This is a genomic window from Rhodanobacter sp. UC4452_H20 (assembly GCF_052978205.1).
The window spans coordinates 520448-537303 of sequence record NZ_CM129662.1 but is presented as its reverse complement, the minus strand read 5'-3'; the positions used below and the strand labels follow the sequence as shown (position 1 = coordinate 537303).

At 68.2% G+C, this 16856-nt stretch carries 20 protein-coding genes and 1 pseudogene; 7 read left to right on the top strand and 14 right to left on the bottom strand.

Translation table 11 applies throughout. The features are described 5' to 3' along the window. Positions 1 to 159 precede the first annotated feature (159 nt). The gene (gene gluQRS, locus ACVCMC_RS02520; RefSeq protein WP_447098560.1) at positions 160 to 1026 is read left to right on the top strand and encodes a tRNA glutamyl-Q(34) synthetase GluQRS; all 867 of its coding nucleotides are present in this window, start codon (positions 160 to 162) and stop codon (positions 1024 to 1026) included. A gap of 106 nt (positions 1027 to 1132) precedes the next feature. Next, positions 1133 to 1873 (top strand): beta-ketoacyl-ACP reductase, encoded by a 741-nt coding sequence (gene phbB / locus ACVCMC_RS02515; protein ID WP_395119344.1) that lies wholly within the window; start codon positions 1133 to 1135, stop codon positions 1871 to 1873. A 124-nt stretch (positions 1874 to 1997) separates the two neighbouring features. On the opposite strand, the gene ACVCMC_RS02510 is transcribed toward phbB, so the two are convergent. Further along, positions 1998 to 2786: a tRNA threonylcarbamoyladenosine dehydratase gene (locus ACVCMC_RS02510; protein WP_447098559.1), complete on the bottom strand. Its 789-nt coding sequence runs from the start codon at positions 2784 to 2786 to the stop codon at positions 1998 to 2000. Between the two features lie 143 nt (positions 2787 to 2929). Here ACVCMC_RS02510 and ACVCMC_RS02505 point away from each other — a divergent pair, with 143 nt between their 5' ends. After that, a complete protein-coding gene (locus tag ACVCMC_RS02505) occupies positions 2930 to 3319 on the top strand; it encodes a cytochrome c (RefSeq protein ID WP_395119348.1) in 390 nt (129 codons plus the stop codon). A 13-nt stretch (positions 3320 to 3332) separates the two neighbouring features. Here the strand turns inward: ACVCMC_RS02505 and ACVCMC_RS02500 are convergent, their stop codons facing one another. The 4 genes from ACVCMC_RS02500 to ACVCMC_RS02485 form a co-directional block, all read right to left on the bottom strand. Further along, positions 3333 to 3635 carry a DUF962 domain-containing protein gene (locus ACVCMC_RS02500; protein ID WP_395119350.1) on the bottom strand — a complete coding sequence of 101 codons (303 nt, stop codon included), beginning with the start codon at positions 3633 to 3635 and terminating at the stop codon, positions 3333 to 3335. A 44-nt stretch (positions 3636 to 3679) separates the two neighbouring features. Continuing rightward, on the bottom strand, positions 3680 to 4741 hold the full coding sequence (locus ACVCMC_RS02495) for an NADH:flavin oxidoreductase/NADH oxidase (RefSeq protein ID WP_447098558.1): 1062 nt from the start codon (positions 4739 to 4741) through the stop codon (positions 3680 to 3682). A 51-nt stretch (positions 4742 to 4792) separates the two neighbouring features. Further along, positions 4793 to 5710 (bottom strand): alpha/beta hydrolase family protein, encoded by a 918-nt coding sequence (locus tag ACVCMC_RS02490; protein ID WP_447098557.1) that lies wholly within the window; start codon positions 5708 to 5710, stop codon positions 4793 to 4795. An 84-nt stretch (positions 5711 to 5794) separates the two neighbouring features. After that, positions 5795 to 6004, bottom strand: a complete 210-nt coding sequence (locus ACVCMC_RS02485; protein WP_395119356.1) for a cold-shock protein — start codon at positions 6002 to 6004, stop codon at positions 5795 to 5797. Between the two features lie 395 nt (positions 6005 to 6399). On the opposite strand from ACVCMC_RS02485, the gene ACVCMC_RS02480 reads away from it, so the two are divergent. Continuing rightward, complete coding sequence (locus ACVCMC_RS02480; protein WP_447098556.1) at positions 6400 to 6852, top strand: hypothetical protein; 453 nt, start codon at positions 6400 to 6402, stop codon at positions 6850 to 6852. A gap of 9 nt (positions 6853 to 6861) precedes the next feature. Here the strand turns inward: ACVCMC_RS02480 and ACVCMC_RS02475 are convergent, their stop codons facing one another. After that, complete coding sequence (locus ACVCMC_RS02475) at positions 6862 to 8124, bottom strand: winged helix-turn-helix domain-containing protein (protein WP_447098555.1); 1263 nt, start codon at positions 8122 to 8124, stop codon at positions 6862 to 6864. Between the two features lie 151 nt (positions 8125 to 8275). Between ACVCMC_RS02475 and ACVCMC_RS02470 the strand changes: the two genes are divergently transcribed. Together ACVCMC_RS02470 and ACVCMC_RS02465 are read left to right on the top strand one after the other, a co-directional pair. Continuing rightward, the gene (locus ACVCMC_RS02470) at positions 8276 to 8626 is read left to right on the top strand and encodes a hypothetical protein (RefSeq protein ID WP_447098554.1); all 351 of its coding nucleotides are present in this window, start codon (positions 8276 to 8278) and stop codon (positions 8624 to 8626) included. 106 nt (positions 8627 to 8732) lie between these two features. Continuing rightward, on the top strand, positions 8733 to 9818 hold the full coding sequence (locus ACVCMC_RS02465) for a phospholipase A (RefSeq protein WP_447098553.1): 1086 nt from the start codon (positions 8733 to 8735) through the stop codon (positions 9816 to 9818). Between the two features lie 105 nt (positions 9819 to 9923). Here ACVCMC_RS02465 and ACVCMC_RS02460 read toward each other — a convergent pair whose 3' ends face one another. From ACVCMC_RS02460 to pncB, 3 genes are all read right to left on the bottom strand, one after another. Further along, on the bottom strand, positions 9924 to 10406 hold the full coding sequence (locus ACVCMC_RS02460) for an FKBP-type peptidyl-prolyl cis-trans isomerase (RefSeq protein ID WP_395121410.1): 483 nt from the start codon (positions 10404 to 10406) through the stop codon (positions 9924 to 9926). A 162-nt stretch (positions 10407 to 10568) separates the two neighbouring features. Continuing rightward, entirely contained in the window at positions 10569 to 11054 is a 486-nt protein-coding gene (locus ACVCMC_RS02455) for a glutathione peroxidase (RefSeq protein WP_447098552.1), read from the bottom strand. A 229-nt stretch (positions 11055 to 11283) separates the two neighbouring features. Further along, a complete protein-coding gene (gene pncB, locus ACVCMC_RS02450) occupies positions 11284 to 12468 on the bottom strand; it encodes a nicotinate phosphoribosyltransferase (protein ID WP_447098551.1) in 1185 nt (394 codons plus the stop codon). Between the two features lie 323 nt (positions 12469 to 12791). Here pncB and ACVCMC_RS02445 point away from each other — a divergent pair, with 323 nt between their 5' ends. Then, positions 12792 to 13655 (top strand): c-type cytochrome, encoded by an 864-nt coding sequence (locus ACVCMC_RS02445; protein ID WP_447098550.1) that lies wholly within the window; start codon positions 12792 to 12794, stop codon positions 13653 to 13655. 4 nt (positions 13656 to 13659) lie between these two features. On the opposite strand, the gene ACVCMC_RS02440 is transcribed toward ACVCMC_RS02445, so the two are convergent. The 5 genes and pseudogenes from ACVCMC_RS02440 to ACVCMC_RS02420 all read right to left on the bottom strand — a co-directional run bounded on the left by ACVCMC_RS02440 (position 13660) and on the right by ACVCMC_RS02420 (position 16787). Continuing rightward, positions 13660 to 14709, bottom strand: coding sequence for an aminopeptidase (locus tag ACVCMC_RS02440; protein ID WP_447098549.1), 1050 nt, complete (start codon positions 14707 to 14709; stop codon positions 13660 to 13662). A gap of 100 nt (positions 14710 to 14809) precedes the next feature. Next, positions 14810 to 15214, bottom strand: a complete 405-nt coding sequence (locus ACVCMC_RS02435; protein ID WP_447098548.1) for a hypothetical protein — start codon at positions 15212 to 15214, stop codon at positions 14810 to 14812. 100 nt (positions 15215 to 15314) lie between these two features. Further along, entirely contained in the window at positions 15315 to 15527 is a 213-nt protein-coding gene (locus tag ACVCMC_RS02430; protein ID WP_395119376.1) for a hypothetical protein, read from the bottom strand. 339 nt (positions 15528 to 15866) lie between these two features. Beyond that, positions 15867 to 16064 (bottom strand): annotated as a pseudogene (locus tag ACVCMC_RS02425) (hypothetical protein); the annotation flags it as partial. A gap of 120 nt (positions 16065 to 16184) precedes the next feature. Further along, on the bottom strand, positions 16185 to 16787 hold the full coding sequence (locus ACVCMC_RS02420) for a rhomboid family intramembrane serine protease (protein ID WP_447098547.1): 603 nt from the start codon (positions 16785 to 16787) through the stop codon (positions 16185 to 16187). Between the last annotated feature and the right edge of the window lie 69 nt (positions 16788 to 16856).

The following is a 16856-nucleotide window of genomic DNA, read 5'->3' as shown; positions in this document are numbered from 1 at the left end:
AATGAAAATGGTGGGTCGTCGCCTCCTCGGGCATGACCGGCGGACCGACCCCGCACGATCCCCGCACCGGTGGAACCGGTCATGGAAACGCGACAACTGGCCCCGAGATTCGGGCAGCCGGCCGCGGTTTCAAGGCCGGACGGCCGATAAAATGGCCCGATGACGTACCGCGGACGCTTCGCCCCTTCGCCCACCGGGCAACTGCACTTCGGCTCGCTGGTGGCCGCGGTGGGCAGCTGGCTGTGCGCCCGCCACGCCGGCGGCGAATGGCTGGTGCGGATGGAGGATATCGACCCCCCGCGCGAGGTGCCCGGCGCCGCCGCCGACATCCTCGCCGCGCTGCCCGCGTTCGGCCTGGTGGCGGATGCGCCGGTGCTGTTCCAGTCGCAGCGCACCGCCGCCTACGACGAGGCGTTCGCGGCGTTGCGCGCGGCCGACCTGGTATTTCCCTGCACCTGCAGCCGAAGCCAGCTCGCCGCCAGCGGCGGCATCCATCGCGACGGCCACTGCATCGACGGCAGTCACGCCGATCGCGAACCGGCGTGGCGGCTGCGCGTGAGCGATGTGGAGATCGGGTTCGACGACGCCCTGCTGGGGCCGCAACGCGAGCGGTTGCGCGAAACCGTGGGCGATTTCGTGATCCGCCGCGCCGACGGTTTCTATTCCTACCAGTTGGCCTGCGTGGTGGACGACGCCTTCCAGGGCATCACCGAGGTGGTGCGGGGCCAGGACCTGCTCGACTCCACCGCGCGGCAGATCTGGCTGCAGCGCTGCCTGGGCCTGACCACGCCGACGTATCGACACCTGCCCCTGGTGCATGACAAGGCCGGCAACAAGCTGTCGAAATCCTCCCACGCCTGGCCGCTAGACCCCGGCGAGCCCACGCCGGCGCTGCGCCGCGCACTCGCTTTCCTCGGGCAGGCGTTGCCGGACCGGCCGGTGGATGCAGACGCCCTGCTGGCCCACGCGCTGACCAGCTTCGACCCCGCCCGATTGCCGCATTGCAGCGGTAGTTCCCCCGACTGATCGGCTATAACTGGACGGCCGTTCACGCCGTTTTGCACGAGCAGTGCAGGCGCGCGACAACGGCAACATTCGCGTGCTTGACTTGGGCAAACAGGAGATCGACGGCATGACCCAGCGTACGGCTTTGGTTACCGGGGGAACCGGGGGCATCGGCAGCGCCATCGTGCGCCATCTGGCGAAACAGGGTCACAAGGTCGCCACCAATTATCGCGACGAGGCCAAGACCGCCGCCTGGCGCGAAGCGATGGCGCAGGAGGGCATCGAGGTGTGCACGGTGCGCGGCGATGTGTCCGATCCCGAATCCTGCGCGGCGATGGTGCGGGCGATCGAGGAAAAATGCGGTCCGGTGGACATCCTGGTCAACAACGCCGGCATTACCCGCGACACCACCTTCCACAAGATGAACTATCAGCAGTGGACGGACGTGATCAACACCAACCTCAACTCCTGCTTCAACGTCACCCGCGCGGTGATCGAGGGCATGCGCGCGCGCAAGTGGGGCCGCATCGTGCAGATCAGCTCGATCAACGGCCAGAAGGGCCAGTACGGCCAGGCCAACTACGCCGCGGCCAAGGCCGGCATGCACGGTTTCACCATCTCGCTGGCGCAGGAAAACGCCAAGTTCGGCATCACCGTCAACACCGTCTCGCCCGGCTACGTCGCCACCGACATGGTAATGGCCGTGCCGGCGGAAGTGCGCGCCAAGATCGAGGCGCAGATCCCGCTCGGCCGGCTCGGCCGGCCGGAGGAGATCGCCCACGCCGTGGCCTTCCTCACCGGCGAGGAAACCGGCTGGATGACCGGCGCCAACCTGGCGATCAATGGCGGCCAGTACATGGGGTGGTGATGGGGCAGGAGTGAGAGACGAGGAGTGAGAAACGAGGGAGAGCAACAGCCCGGCCGTAGGGCGGGCACGGCCCGCCGTTCTTGATTGCGCGTGCTGTCGAAAAGCACGGCGGGCGGTGCCCGCCCTACGGTTCGCCGAGCAGCTTCTCGATCACCTTGCCCACCGCCGCAAAGGCGAACGCGCCGGTGACGTGGGTGGCCGCGCCCAGGCCGCCGCCGCAGGCGAGGTTCATGGAATCGCCGCCCGGCGGCCGGGTGCCGCAGACAGTGCCGTCGGGTTGCGGGTACTGCACGTTCTGCAGCGAATAGACGGCTGAAACGCCGAAGTAGCGATCGGGGTTGCGCGGGAAATTGAAATCCGCACGGAGCTTCTTGCGGATCAGGCTGAACATTGCGTCGTGCTCCGTGCGCGACAGGTCGCGCACGCGGATCTGGGTGGGGTCGGTGCGGCCACCCGCCGAGCCCACGCTGACGATCGGCAGCTTGCGCCGGCGGCACCAGGCGATCGTTTCCAGCTTCACCCGGAACGCGTCGCAGGCATCGAGCACCACGTCGTAGCCGCGGTCGAGCAGCTCGTCCAGCGTGGCCGGGGTGAGGAAGCGCTCGATCGCCTCCAGCCGGATCGCCGGGTTGATCGCACGCGCGCGCGCCGCCATCACGCCCACTTTCGACTTGCCGTATTCGCCGTCCAGCGCGTGCAGCTGGCGATTGGTGTTGGACACGCAGACCTCGTCGGCGTCGATCAGGGTGAGCCGGCCCACGCCGCTGCGCGCCAGCGCCTCGACCGCCCACGAGCCGACGCCGCCCACGCCGATCACGCAGACATGCTTCTGCGCCAGCGTGCCCACGCTGCCCTGCCCGAACAACCGCTCGACGCCGGCGAAGCGCTCGACCGGCACGGCTACCTCGTTCATGGCATACCCGCGCGAAGCGGCGGCGGCAGGAAAACGGTCACGGCGAGCACCCTGGCGAAAACGGTCATTTTATCGCGCCGGCTTGGCCTCGCGGCAGTCGCGCAGGCTATGCTTGCGCTTATCCCTCGAAATGGAGCGGCTCCATGCGTGTTGCCCTGATGATCCTGCTCGGCCTGGTGATTGGCATCATCGGTACCGTCAACGTGATGAACGTGCTGAGCGAGCGCAATCCGATGCCCGCAGCGGTGATGCATACGCTCGGCTATCACGTGGGCGAATTGAAAGGCGCGATCAAGGCCAACCAGTGCGAGGCGGCGAAGGTCCAGCATCACCTGGCCCGGCTCGAATCCACCGCCAGCGACATCACGCCGGTGTTCGGCATGAACGACAAGGATTTCGCCGACCACGCCAGCCAGTTGCAGGACCGCCTGCACCAGGCCGTGGCAGCGGCGCCGGCGACCTGCACCGCGCTGGCCGCCGTGCTCAAGCCGGTGGGAGAGAGCTGCAAGAGCTGCCACGACAAATATCGCTGATCGCGGGCGCCGCTCAGAAGCGGATCTTGCCGCGCAGCATCTGCGCGTACATCACCCAGTCGCCGGCAAGGCTGTACAGCGGGTGCTTGAACGTGGCCGGGCGATTTTTCTCGAACGCGTAGTGGCCCAGCCAGGCGAAGCCGTAGCCGGCCACCGGCACCAGCCACAGCCAGCGCCACTGGCCGCTCGCCACGGCCAGCACCAGCACCGCGAGCACCAGCGTGCTGCCGATGAAATGCATTCGGCGACAGCTGCGATTGGCGTGCTCGCCGAGATAGAACGGATAGAACTCGGCAAAACTGCGAAAGGTCGACATGCTGCTGCTCCGCGAGCGGGCGCCCTGATTCCGCCCCGCCACATTTACCAGGCGCGTTGATATTGCACCGGTGCGTCGATCGACGCACCCAGCTGCGCTGCCGCGCGGCGGGGAAAATAGGGATCGCGCAGGCTCTCGCGGGCGATCAGCACCACGTCGGCGGCGCCGTTGGCGATGATCTGCGCGGCCTGCTCCGCGCCGGTGATCAGGCCCACCGCACCGGTGGCGATCCCGGCCTCGCGGCGGATTTGCGCCGCGAACGGCACCTGGTAACCCGGCGCCAGCGGAATCTTCACGTGCGGCAGCAAGCCGCCGCTGGAGACGTCGATCAGGTCCACGCCCAGGGGCTTCATCTGGCGCGCCAGTTCCACGCTCTGCCCGATGTCCCAGCCGCCGGCATCCGCCCAGTCGGTAGCCGAGACGCGCAGCCACAACGGCAGTGCGGCCGGCCACACCTCGCGCACGGCGACGACCACCTCGCGCACCAGACGAATGCGATTCTCGAAGCTGCCGCCGTAAGCATCGTCGCGCCGGTTGCTCAGCGGCGACAGGAACTGATGCAGCAGGTAGCCGTGCGCCGCATGCACCTCGATCAACTCGAAACCCGCTGCCAGCGCGCGTTGCGCGGCGGCGCGAAAGTCCGCGATCACCGCCTGGATACCGGCCTCGTCCAGCGCCTGCGGCGCCGGCCAGCCGGCAGCGAACGGCAGCGCCGAGGGCGCCACGGTAAGCCAGTCGCCCTGCCCCGCCGGCACGGGGCCGTGCCCGTCCCACGGCCGCAGCGTGCTGGCCTTGCGCCCGGCGTGAGCCAACTGCATGCCGGCAATCGCGCCCTGCGCCTTGATGAAACGGGTGATCGGCTGCCATGCCTGCAACTGGGCGTCGTTCCACAGGCCGGTGTCCTGCGGCGAGATGCGCCCCTGCGCGGACACCGCCGAAGCCTCGGCGATCACCAGCGCCGCGCCGCCGACCGCGCGGCTGCCCAGGTGCACCATGTGCCAGTCATTGGGCACGCCGTCGGTGGCCGAGTATTCGCACATCGGCGACACCGCGAGGCGGTTGCGCAAGGTCAGGCTGCGTTGGGCAAGCGGATCGAACAGGTTCATGGGAAATCCAGCGTCACGGAACGGTTGAGATGCAGACGGCGACGCCGGGAATCAAGCCGCCGTGTCGTCGCGCGCGACGAAAGTCGCATCCTCCCCGGCCAACCAGCCGGCGATGCGCGCGGCGACCGGCGCCGGCGCCTTCATCCAGCCGAAATGGTCGGCCGGCGTGCCATCCAGGTCGTCGCGCAAGATCGTCTCCACGCGACGCGCGGCTGGACCGAGCTTGCCCAGCAGCCATGCCAGCGAGGCCGGCGGACCGAGCCAGTCCTGCTGCAGTCGCAGCGCCAGCACCGGCAGTTGCAGCGCGGCCAGCAAGCGCTCGAAATCCTGCGTCATGCCGGCCACCGCATAGCGGCCGCTGCGGCCGCTGCGTGCCCAGTCGGCGATCACGCCGCGCGCCTCGTTGCCGCCGAAACCGATCCGCCGCCCGGGCAGATGGCCGACCAGCGCAGCCAGCCAGGGCGCCAGCGCATAAGCGGCACCAATCAGCCAGCCGTGCCGGAACCGCCGCCAGTACGGCGCGCCACTGGCGACCAGCACCATGCCGGCGAAATCGTGCGGATGCAGGCTGGCGTAAAGCAGTCCGAGCTGGCCGCCGAGGCTGTGGCCGCCCAGCCAGCAGCGCGCCTGCGGCCAGCGCTGGCGCACCGCCGCCATGCCGGCGGGCAAGTCGTCCTGCAGCAATTGACGGTAACCCCAGTTGCAATCGCGGCCGGCGCGCCGATCGCTGGAGCCGATGCCGCGCCATTCATGCAACACCACGGCGACGCCGGCCACCGCCAGCGCCTGGGCCAGCGGCAGGTAATGCCGCGCCGGCATGCCCATCGCCGGCATCCAGTACAACAACTGCTGCCAGCGACCGGCCGGAAGCGTGGCCAGCAGCTCGCAGCGCGCGCCGTCTGCGGCGGTGACCGGGATGACCAGCGACTCGGCCGCGACAGGGGCGTTCTGGATGAAATGGTCGGGCATCCCGACAGGCTAGCGAATTGCCCTCGCCACTACAAAAAGAGGCCGGCTTGCGCCGGCCTCCTCAAGCAGACCTCGCCACCGCCATCAGACGGGGGTGACGTCTTCGGCCTGCAGGCCTTTCTGGCCGTCGACCACCTTGAAGGTCACCTTCTGTCCTTCCTGCAGGCTCTTGAATCCCGAACCAGTGATGGCGCGGAAATGCACGAACACGTCGGGGCCGCTTTCACGGCTGATGAAGCCGAAGCCCTTGGCGTCGTTGAACCACTTGACTGTACCCGTTTCACGATCCGACATGACTCACACTCCGATCCAATCCAGACTCTATCGACTAACCGGCCACAGGGGGGCCGACGGTTTACTGAGCATGCCAAGGTCGGGTGCAACGGACGGATTCAGGAAATCCCCAGTGGGCACTCACGCCGCCAAGCAGACGCAGCGATTCAAGCATAACGGATTTTTGGAAGAAAAGTGATTTGTCAAGCGGCTCGTCGTGACAGCCGTCCCGACAGCCGAAATCCGTTGCCGATCCGCGCCCCTGGCGGGCCGGGGCGGGCTCGCCGACAACCGACCCCTGCCGACCCCGGCGCGCGGGTTTCAGGTTTTCTTTACTTCACTTGCGGTTTAGTTGATTCGTTCGACCTTCCGCCAGACCGGGTGCCTGCGGCCTGCCCAATGCACAGGAGAGCATCATGACCACCCCGTTCCGCCTGGCCCTGGCCGCCGCGGTCGCCATCTTGCTTCTCGCCGGCTGCGCCAGCGACACCGAGACCCGCCCGGCGACGGTCACCTCATCCCGCGCCGCCACCACCCGTTCGACCGCTCCGCCGACGCCCGCCCAGCGCCCCAGCCACCACGCCACCGCGCCCAGCGATGCGAGCCTGCCGGAACAGACCGGCATACCCGCCTGCGACGACTACCTGTCCAGCTACCTCGCCTGCCACCGTGCGGCCGGCATCTTCTCGGCCGAACAGCTGCCACTGCGTTACGAGGCGATGCGCACCAACCTGCTGCGCGATTCGCAGAACCCGGATGTCCGTCCGCAACTGGGCGAGCGCTGCAACTCGCTGGCGCGCAGCCTGCGCGAGGCGCTGCATGGCAAGTCCTGCAGCCCCAACCCGGCTCCGGCGGGCAGCACGCCGTAGGCAGGGCGCCTAAGCCAGTCGACGCAGCTCGGTGCGCAGCGACCGGGCGAAGGCGGCCGGTCGCGAGCGGACCACCCGCACCTGCGGCGTGCCATGCCAGCGCGCGGTATCGAGGATGGCTTGTGCCAGTTCCGCCAGCAGGCGCGGCGCGATCGCCACACCGGGTTCGAGTTCGATCGACTTGACCTCGAACAGGCCATCGCCGCGATGCGCCTTGGCGTCGAGCCGCCCGACCAGCCGGCCGCGATGCAGGATCGGCAGCACGAAGTAGCCGTAGCGCCGTCGCGCGGCCGGGACGTAGCACTCCAGGCTGTAGTCGAAATCGAACATCGCGCGCAGCCGCGTGCGGTCCCACACCAGCGGATCGAACGGCGACAGCAGTGCCGTGCGCGTGGCGCGCAGCCGCCCGCCCAGCGCCCGTTCCAGCAGGTCGGCGTGATCGCGATGCACGTAGCCGGGAGTCGCCCAGCCCTGTACCGCCACGGCCAGCAGTTCGCCGCTGGCCAGCAGCGGCGCCAGTTCGGCAGCGCCAACGCGCGGCTTGAGCCGGTGGTAGTCGGCGATCCACGGGGCCGGCGCCACGCCCAGTGCGCGCACGCCGTCGAGGACGAAGCGGCGACGCAGCGCGGCGGCCGGGAGCGTGGCCACCCGCGGATCGGGCGGCGGGTCGAGTTGCGCCAGCACCCGTTCGCTCAAGTCGTACACGCGCTGGAAGCGATCGCGCCGCAGCACCATCAGTTCACCCAGGGCGAACCACGCCTCCAGCCAGCGCTTCTCCGGCTTCCACTCCCACCAGCCCGAGCTGGCCGCACCCTGCTCGCGGGCAAAATCCGCCGCGCGCACCGGGCCCTCGGCGCGAATCCGCTCGAGCAGGCCGTCCATCCCGCTGCGCTGTTCGCGATGCATGCGTGCGGCGTGTCGGTGCGCCCAGTGTCCACCGCGCTGGTCGCTCCACGCACGGTGCCACGGCAGATCGGCGGCGCTGACGAAGCAGGCCTCGTGCGCCCAGGTTTCGGCCAGCTTGCCTTCGGCCAGCGCCTCGTCCAGCCAGGCCATCGGGTAATCACCCAACCGCGCGTGCAGCACCAGGTACGGGCTGCGCGCCACCACGTGGATGGTGTCGATCTGCAACAAGCCCATGCGCTCGATGGCGGCCACCACGTCGGCGCGCCGGGCGCGTCGCCGGCTGGCCTGCAGCAAGCCCTGGGCCGCCAGTTGCAACAGGCGCGCCTGGGCAAGGCTGAGGGTGGGCGAAGCTGAAGCCCGGCTCAATGGCGTGTCGCCGTTGCCCGCATCGGCGGGCGATCTTGAGCGGACATATACACATCCCTTGCTAGGGTCCAGAGGAGTTCGGGTGCGGCGGCATGCGCGACCGGACCCCCGTGTTTTTTCGGACACTCATTCTGGCATGGAGGATTCCATCATGAACTTCAGCACTCCCCTGTACGGCTGCCTGTTGGCCGGCGGGTTGTTGTTCGCCGGCGCGAGCCTGGCGCAGGACACCCCTGCCCCGGCCGCTTCCGCCACCGCCACCGATACCGCCACGTTCAACACGCCGCAGGGTCAGGTCGTGGTCAAAAGCGCACCGGCTCCGGCGCCGACGATCGCCCCGGCGCCCTCGTTCCAGCAGTTGGCGGCGGGCGGCAAGGGCATCACCGAGGAACAGGCCTCGGCCTATCCTCCGTTGGCCAACGACTTCCTCAACGCGGACAGCAACAAGAATGGCAAGGTCAGCGAAGCGGAATACGCACGCTGGGTGAAGCAGCTGCATTGAACACGCGGACGCGATGCCCGTGAATCGTGCATTCACGGGCATCGGATAAACTTGCCGGCCTGAATCGACGGCCGGCATGGCGCTCGCCGCGCATCGGAAAGACATCATGAAACTCCCGCTCGTCGCAGCCTGCGCGGCATGGGCCTGCGTGGCTGCTGCCACGGCGCATGCACAGAATCCCGACCCGATGGACATCCGCGGCTGCACCGCGATCGAGAGCGATGCGCAGCGGCTGGCCTGCTACGACCAGGCCACCGGCCGGGTCAACCTGCCGGTGGCGCAGAAGCGCACGGTGCAGGCCGCCGGCGGCGAAGTGTTCGGCCACGACCATCCCGGGGCACCCGCGGCCGGCCCCGGCAACAGCGAGGTGGCCGTGCCGCTGTCGCTGCTTGACAGCCGCTGGGAGCTGGCGCCGGAAAGCAAACTGGGCACCTTCAACGTACGCGGCTACAAGCCGGTCTACGTGCTGCCCATCTTCGCCAGCAGCAACCAGAACAACCAACCGCACAGCCCCAACCCCGACAACGACGCCACTGGCAGCGAGCGGCTGGACAACATCGAGGCGAAGTTCCAGCTGAGCCTCAAGGCCAAGGTGTGGCAAGGCGTGTTCGGCGACGCCGGCGACCTGTGGGTGGGCTATACCCAGTCGTCGCGGTGGCAGGTCTACAACTCCACCCTGTCGCGCCCGTTTCGCGAGACGGACTACGAGCCCGAGGCGATGCTGATGTTCGACACCAGCTACCACGTGCTTGGCTGGGAGGGACGCCTGCTCGGCATCGGCTTCAACCACCAGTCCAACGGCCGCGGGCTGCCGTTGTCGCGCAGCTGGAACCGGCTGATCGCCAACGTCGGCTTCGAACGCGAAGGCTGGACGGTGATGATCCGCCCGTGGTGGCGCATTCCCGAATCGCGAAGCATCGACGACAACCCCGACATCAGCGATTACGTGGGGCGCGGCGAGGTGGAGATCGTGCACGAGTGGAACGGCCAGGAATTCGGTCTGACCTTGCGCGACTCGTTCCGCGGCGGCAGCCGCCAGCACGGATCGTTGCGCTTCGGCTGGAGCTTTCCGATCGCCGGCAACCTGCGCGGCTACGCCGAACTGTTCAAGGGCTACGGCGAGAGCCTGATCGACTACAACCACAACGCCACCTACCTCGGCGTGGGCGTGTCGTTGCTGGACTGGTATTGAACGCGCTGCCGCAACGCGTCGCCGGGCACGCGTAGGGCGGGCACCGCCCGCCAGCCGTCGACGACAAAGGCGGCCGTGCCCGCCCTGCGCATCATTCACAACCTCTCAGTGGTGATGGCCACCCGCACCGTGCACGTGGCCATGTGCCAGCTCTTCCTCGCTGGCCGCGCGCACGTCGGTCACCTCGATGGCGAAATGCAGGGTCTTGCCCGCCAGCGGATGGTTGCCGTCGATGAAGACCTTGTCGTCCTCGACGCGGGTGACGGTGACGTTGATCTCGCCCTGCGGACCGCGGCCCTGGAACTGCATGCCGGGCTGGATGTCCTCCACGCCCTGGAAGGCCGAGCGCGGCACTTCCTGCATCAGCTCGGGATGGTGCACGCCGTAACCCTCCTCGGGAACCACGTCGGCGGTGAACTTGTCGCCCGCCGAGCGGCCTTCCAGCTGCTTTTCCAGGCCCGGTACGATCTGGCCGCCGCCGTGCAGGTAGGTCAGCGGATCGCGACCGGCGGAGCTGTCGATGACCTGGTTCTGATCGTCGGTGAGGGTGTAGTGGAAGGCGGCAACGGAATCTCGGGCAATCTGCATCATCTGGCCTCGTTCGGGGGTCATGGGGGCCGACCACGGTCGGCAAAGGGACAAAGCCTATCAGACCGCGCGCGCATGGCCTGCGCAGGGGGCGTCCCGAGCGCCGCCGACCAGCTCAATGCAGGCCGTGGCGATCGCCGTGGACCGCGGTGACGGGATGGTTCACCCCTGCAAGCGGGCCCGCGTGTCGCGACCGATCTTCTGCGGCGTGTCGGTGGGCGCGTAGCGCTTGACCACCTGGCCGTCGCCATCGACCAGGAACTTGGTGAAGTTCCACTTGATCGCCTCGCTGCCGAGGATGCCCTTGGCCTGGCTTTTCAGCCATTGGTACAGCGGCGCGGCGTGCTCGCCGTTCACCTCGACCTTGGCGAACATCGGAAAGGTCACGTCGAAGCGGGTGCTGCAGAAATCCTTGATCTCGGCTTCGCTGCCCGGCTCCTGGTGGCCGAACTGGTCGCAGGGAAAGCCCAGCACCACCAGGCCCAGCTCGCGCTGTTCGCGCCACAAGGCTTCCAGGCCCTCGTATTGCGGAGTGAATCCGCACTGCGAGGCGACGTTGACCACCAGCAAGGTCTTGCCGCGCCACTCACCCAGCGATCGCGGCTTGCCGTCGATGTCGGTCACGGTGAAATCGTGGATGCTGGTCATGGCTTGCTCCGGAACTGTGGCGGGTGTCCGGCCAGCGTACGCCATCGAGATGGCTCGGGCATATCCATATGCGGCATGCTCCTTTGGCGCCGGCGGTGCGCGCGGCTACCGTCAAGGCGTTGCCGCCACGCCGGATTCGCCGTGCTCCACCTCGCCCTCGTGCTGCTGTCCCTGTTGCTGCTGGCCGGCGTGTTCAGCCGCGCGCCGGACGATCCGTGATCGGCGCCACTCACCCCTGGGTGGCGGGGATCTCGAACACCTGGCGCAGGTAGGCCACGTAGGCCGGGTCATCGCACATGTTCTTGCCGGGGGAATCGCTGAGCTTGGCCACCGGCTGGCCGTTGCAGCGGATCATCTTGATCACGATGTTGATCGGCGCCGGCCCCACGTCGTTGGTGAGGTTGGTGCCAACGCCGAAGGCGAGCTGGCAGCGGCCGCGGAAATGCGCGTAGAGCTGCATCACGCGCGGGATGTCCAGGCCGTCGCTGAACACCAGCACCTTGTTGCGCGGGTCGACGCGGTTGTCGCGGTAGTGCGCCAGCACCTTCTCGCCCCAGGCGAACGGATCGCCGGAATCGTGGCGGGTGCCGTCGAACAGCTTGCAGAAGTACATGTCGAAATCGCGCAGGAAGGCATCCAGCCCGTACACGTCGGACAGCGCGATGCCCAGATCGCCACGGTATTCGCGCGCCCACGCCTCCAGCGCCGCGACCTGCGAATCGCGCAGCCGCGGCCCCAGCGCCTGGTGTGCCTGCAGATACTCGTGCGCCAGCGTGCCCAGCGGGGTCAGGCCCAGTTCGCGTGCCAGCCACACGTTGCTGGTGCCGGCCAGCTGCGCGCCCAGTTCGTCGCGCAAGGTGGTGACCACCTCGTGCTGCCAGCGCCGCGAATACCGCCGGCGGGTGCCGTAATCGGCGATGCGGCACAGCGTGTAATCCGGCGCATCGCGCAGCATGGCGATCTTGTCGTGCAGGCGCCGGCGCCCTTCGGCCAGATCCAGCCCGGCGCTGGTGCGGCGGAAATATACCTCGTTGACGATCGCCAGCAGCGGCACCTCGAACATGATCGTGTGCAGCCACGGCCCGCGGATGCGGATCTCGATCTCGCCGGGCACGGCGGCCGAGGGCGCGATCTCCACGTACTTCTCGTTGAGCTGGAACAGGCCCAGGAAATCGACGAAATCGCTCTTGATGAAACGCCAGCTGCGCAGGTAATCCAGCTCGTCCGCGCGAAAACGCAGGCGGCACAGCGCGGCCAGTTCGGCGCGGATGTCGTCGACGCACGCGGCCAGGTCAATACCCGGCGTGCGGCACTTGAAGCGGTATTCCACCTCGGCCGCGGGATACTGGTGCAGCACCACCTGCATCATCGAGAACTTGTACAGGTCGGTGTCGAGCAGCGATTCGATGACCATCGGGCGCCCAGGGGAGGAAGAAGCGGCAGCACCGGCCATTATCCATGGTCGGCCATCGGCGCCGGGCAAAATAAAACCCCATCGGCCAGGGGAGGACCGATGGGGCTTGTCAGGCGGCCTCCAGGGGAGGTAAGGCCGGCCCCTCAGCAAGGCGATGGATTGCCCCGCTTCCTGTCGCCGTCACGGCGATACACGGGCTTAGTGTGTGCGCGACGACGTGAGTTCAACGTGCACGCCCGCCGCCGTTCAGCGCCGCGACAGGTGCGCCGGCCCGCCCGGCGCCAAAGCTGGCCCTACACTGGGCCCATTGCACGGAGAATCCCATGCGCGGAACCTCGATCGACGCCCCCCGGATGACGCGGATCACCGCCCTGCTTGCGATCGCGCTGATGCTTCTCGGCAGCAGTCGATTCGTGCGCGCCGCCGAACTCCGCATCGACCTGGGCCATGGTGCCACCCGCTGGAGCACCGCCACCCTGCTGGCGCGCCCGGATGCGCGCACCATCACCGTGCTCGGCGACGTGGCGTTCAAGCGCACCCGACACTACCGCGCCGTGCCGCTGACTGCCCTGCTGCCCGGCATCGTGGCCGGCGATCACCTGCAATTTGTCGCGAAGGACGGCTTTGTCGCCGAAATACCCGCCGCGCTGATCCTGAGCCGGCGCGGCAGCGTCGCCTGGCTGGCGATCGAGGAGCCGGCCCGGCCGTGGCCGGCGTTGCCTGGCGGACACGGCCGCGCCGGCCCGTTCTATGTCGTGTGGACGCAGCCGCGCGCGGCGGGCGTGGGACCGGAGCAATGGCCATATCAACTGGCCACGATCCGCCGCGCCGACAGCATGGCCGCGCGTTTTCCGGCCATGCTGCCGGACCCGCGAACGCCGGCGGACAGTGCCGTGCGGCGAGGGCTGGCGGTGTTCCAGCGCACCTGCTTCGCCTGCCATACACTCAACGGCGCCGGCGATGCCCGACTCGGGCCGGACCTCAACATTCCGCACAACCCCACCGAGTACCTGCGCGCCGACCTGCTGCGCGGGTACATCCGCGATCCGCAATCGCTGCGCCGCTGGCCGCAGGCGAAGATGCCGGGCTTCGACACGCGGGCGCTTTCCGACGCCGACCTCGATGATCTGCTGAGCTACCTGCGCCACATGGCGGGGAGAAAAACATTGCCGGGCGGCGGGCACTGAGTTTTCAGCGCGGCGCGGCCTGAGCCTCCGCACCGTGTGGCGGCGTCATCAGCGCTTCCAGCGCGCGATCGCGGCGCGGCTTCGGGTCGCGAGCCAAAGCGCGGACGTCGGCGTAGAACGCCGTCCAGTCCTGCCCCGAGCGCTGGAACAGCACGTCGAACGCCGGCACCCAGTGGTCGTACAAGCCGAACGGCAGCAGCCGGGCGTTGTTGATCGGCTGCGCCACCCACGCGTCGTAGCGATGGTCGCCGGGCCATCGGCGTTCGCGCCACTGCGCGTAGCGTTCGCGGAACGCGGCGATCGCGGCCTGCTTGCCGGCTTCCATTGCCTCGGCATCGACGCCGCTGGCGTACAACAGCTTCAGGCGCTCGCGCAGATCCAGCACGAGCCGGGTGAAGCCGTCGGCGATCGCGTCATCGTGGCCTTGCGCCGGCGGCAGGCCGCGCGAGGCGCGCCATTCGCGCAGGCCCTGGCGCTGCACGAAGCTGGCGAAGGATTCGTTGAACGCGCTGTCGCTTTTCACGTAGATCAGCTGGTGCGCCAACTCGTGGAAGATCGTGCCGGCCAGCTCGTCGTCGTCCCAGCGCAGCATGCTGGACAGCACCGGATCGGCAAACCAGCCCAGCGTCGAATACGCCGGCACGCCACCGATCCACACATCGTCGCCGCGGGCCTTCCAGCGCGCCGCATCTGCCTGCGCCGCCTGTTCGCTGAACCAGCCCCGGTAAGCCACGCAACCGGCGATCGGAAAGCACTGCGGCACCGCCTGCACCGAATGGCGCGGCGCAGCGAACACGTTCCACACCACGTAGTCGCGATCCAGCGGCACGTAGCCGGTGTAGCTGCGATTGTCAGGCAGGCCCAGCTCGCGCGAGGCGAACCGGCGCGCCTGCAGCGCCAGGCGCAGGCGCGCGGCCAGCTGCGGGTCGGTGTGCGGGTCGGCGAGCACGCGCTCGATCGGGCGTCGATGCACGATGAGTTCGGCTTGCCCGTGGGCGGCCTGCGCGTAGTAGCGCACGCTGGTGCAGGCGGACAGGGCAAGTCCCGCCACCATCAGGAGGGCAAACCGGAATATCGCGGCGGATACGCTTGACGGTCGCGAAGGCATCCGCCGATTGTGCCTGAACGCCCGGCGCTACCGGGCGCGGCGGGGGTCAATGGCGACGGTCGTCGCGGTCGCGCGAATGGCGTCCGCCGCGCTGCGAGTCACGATGTCCCGAGCGGCCATCGTCGCGGTAATGGCCGCGGTCGTTGTCGCGATGGCGGTAGTCGCGTCCGTAGTCGCGCCCGTGATAGCGTGGATAGCGCGAACCGCCGTACCAGTGCGAGCTGATGCCGACGGTCACCCCGGGTGCGTAGCAGCAACCGTAGTAGCCGCCGTAATAGGCCGGCCCGTAGTAGCTGTCGTAAGGCGAGGCGTAGTACGTCGTGCCGCTGCCGTAATACGCGTCGCCGGACGACCCGCCGCCACGCACGTAGGTATAGCCGGGGTCGTAATAGCAACCGGACAGCGCCGCCGCTGCCACCATCAATCCAACGCAAGCGAGCAGTCGTTTCATGGTTCACCTCCGCGGTGCTTGTCAAGCTCCACGCTGGACCATGCCGCTTGAACTCTGCCTGAGCGGACCCGGCGCCTGGCACCGGCCCGCCCGCGGAGATTCAACCCTTGCGCTTGCCCAGGTCGTCGCGCGGCGATGCCGTCACGGATGCATCGCCCGTGCCGGTCACCGGCGCGTGCATCTCCGTCACGTTGGGGGTCGGATGCGACGGGTTGGCGCCAGGCCACGACGGCTCGCGCTGGTCCCGCTCATGCTTGGCGTCAAGCAAGGCCTGGATATGCGCCACGGCCTCTTCCGGGCTGATGTGCGCCACCGGCCGGTCGGCCGGACGAGGGCGCGCGGGCGACGACTTGGGCGCAGGCCGGGTTGCGACCCGAGGTGCGGCTGGCCGCGTGGCCAACGGCTTCTTGGCCGCTGCCTTCCTCGCGGCAGGCTTCTTCGCGGACGCGGCCTTGCGTACGGCCGGCTTGCGCGATGCCGCGCTGGCGCTGGCGCGCGATTTCTTTGCTGCCGGCTTCGGCGCGGCCTTGCGGCCAGCGACCTTCTTTGTCTCTGGCCGCCGGGGCGTCGCCTTCTTCGCGCTGCGCGGGCCGGTCGTGCGCTTGGCGACGGCCTTCTTCGCGGCGGTTTTCTTCGCCGGGGACTTCCTGGCGGCTGCCTTCTTCACGGCGACCTTTTTCGCCGGAGCTTTCTTCGCAACTGATTTCTTCGCAACTGATTTCTTCGCAACTGATTTCTTCGCGACGGACTTCTTCGCGGCGGCTTTCTTCGCGACTGGCTTTTTCGCTGCGGACTTTTTCGCCGATGCTTTCCCTGCCGCGGACGTCTTCGCTGCCGACTTGCGGGTCATTGCCATGCGTTCGTTCTCCTGCGGTGAGCGGTGAGCAACGCGGCCAGTATGCGCGTATCGGCGCGCGACGGCATTACGCAGCGCAAGAAGCGTTCATCTGCGGGCCGACCGAACGCGCGCTCAGCCCGGGTGCATCAGCGCGTCGAGAAAGTGCGGCAGCACGCGATGATTGATCGCGATGGTGAACAGCACGCCATAGGCTGCGCCCCACAGGTGCGCGCTGTGGTTGACGTTGCCCTGCCCGCGCCGGTCCATGTAGATCGAATAGGCGGTGTACAGCACCGCGTAGACGATTGCCGGCATCGGGATCACCAGCACGATGATCTGCTGCCAGGGCGCGATCAGGATGTAGGCGAACAGCACCGCCGACACGGCGCCCGACGCACCCAGGCTGCGATAGTCCGGGTTGTTCCGGTTCTTCAGCCAGGTCGGCAGGATCGAGACCACCAGCCCGCCGATGTAGAACAGCGCGAACCCCAGCGTGCCGAGCACGCCGGTGTAGAACGGCTCCATCGCACGCCCGAAGAAGAACAGCGTGAACATGTTGAACAGCAGGTGGCCGAAATCCGCGTGCACCACGCCGTAGGTCACCAGCCGGTGGTACTCGCGCTGGCGGGTGATCGCCGGCGGCCACAGGATCAGGTCGTTCATCAGCCGCGCGTTCTTGAACGCCATGAACGAGACGATGCAGGTGATGGCAATGATGGCCAAGGTGATCGGCATGGACGGTTCCGCGACGCAAAAGTCGGCATCTTGGCGCCTTGCCCCGGGCTTGTCGACTCGCCCGGCGCC

Coding starts and splice junctions, on each gene's coding strand:
- gluQRS (WP_447098560.1), top strand. CDS start 160: ATGACGTACCGCGGACGCTTCGCCCCTTCGCCCACCGGGCAACTGCAC.
- phbB (WP_395119344.1), top strand. CDS start 1,133: ATGACCCAGCGTACGGCTTTGGTTACCGGGGGAACCGGGGGCATCGGC.
- ACVCMC_RS02510 (WP_447098559.1), bottom strand. CDS start 2,786: ATGAACGAGGTAGCCGTGCCGGTCGAGCGCTTCGCCGGCGTCGAGCGG.
- ACVCMC_RS02505 (WP_395119348.1), top strand. CDS start 2,930: ATGCGTGTTGCCCTGATGATCCTGCTCGGCCTGGTGATTGGCATCATC.
- ACVCMC_RS02500 (WP_395119350.1), bottom strand. CDS start 3,635: ATGTCGACCTTTCGCAGTTTTGCCGAGTTCTATCCGTTCTATCTCGGC.
- ACVCMC_RS02495 (WP_447098558.1), bottom strand. CDS start 4,741: ATGAACCTGTTCGATCCGCTTGCCCAACGCAGCCTGACCTTGCGCAAC.
- ACVCMC_RS02490 (WP_447098557.1), bottom strand. CDS start 5,710: ATGCCCGACCATTTCATCCAGAACGCCCCTGTCGCGGCCGAGTCGCTG.
- ACVCMC_RS02485 (WP_395119356.1), bottom strand. CDS start 6,004: ATGTCGGATCGTGAAACGGGTACAGTCAAGTGGTTCAACGACGCCAAG.
- ACVCMC_RS02480 (WP_447098556.1), top strand. CDS start 6,400: ATGACCACCCCGTTCCGCCTGGCCCTGGCCGCCGCGGTCGCCATCTTG.
- ACVCMC_RS02470 (WP_447098554.1), top strand. CDS start 8,276: ATGAACTTCAGCACTCCCCTGTACGGCTGCCTGTTGGCCGGCGGGTTG.
- ACVCMC_RS02465 (WP_447098553.1), top strand. CDS start 8,733: ATGAAACTCCCGCTCGTCGCAGCCTGCGCGGCATGGGCCTGCGTGGCT.
- ACVCMC_RS02460 (WP_395121410.1), bottom strand. CDS start 10,406: ATGCAGATTGCCCGAGATTCCGTTGCCGCCTTCCACTACACCCTCACC.
- ACVCMC_RS02455 (WP_447098552.1), bottom strand. CDS start 11,054: ATGACCAGCATCCACGATTTCACCGTGACCGACATCGACGGCAAGCCG.
- pncB (WP_447098551.1), bottom strand. CDS start 12,468: ATGGTCATCGAATCGCTGCTCGACACCGACCTGTACAAGTTCTCGATG.
- ACVCMC_RS02445 (WP_447098550.1), top strand. CDS start 12,792: ATGCGCGGAACCTCGATCGACGCCCCCCGGATGACGCGGATCACCGCC.
- ACVCMC_RS02440 (WP_447098549.1), bottom strand. CDS start 14,709: ATGGTGGCGGGACTTGCCCTGTCCGCCTGCACCAGCGTGCGCTACTAC.
- ACVCMC_RS02435 (WP_447098548.1), bottom strand. CDS start 15,214: ATGAAACGACTGCTCGCTTGCGTTGGATTGATGGTGGCAGCGGCGGCG.
- ACVCMC_RS02420 (WP_447098547.1), bottom strand. CDS start 16,787: ATGCCGATCACCTTGGCCATCATTGCCATCACCTGCATCGTCTCGTTC.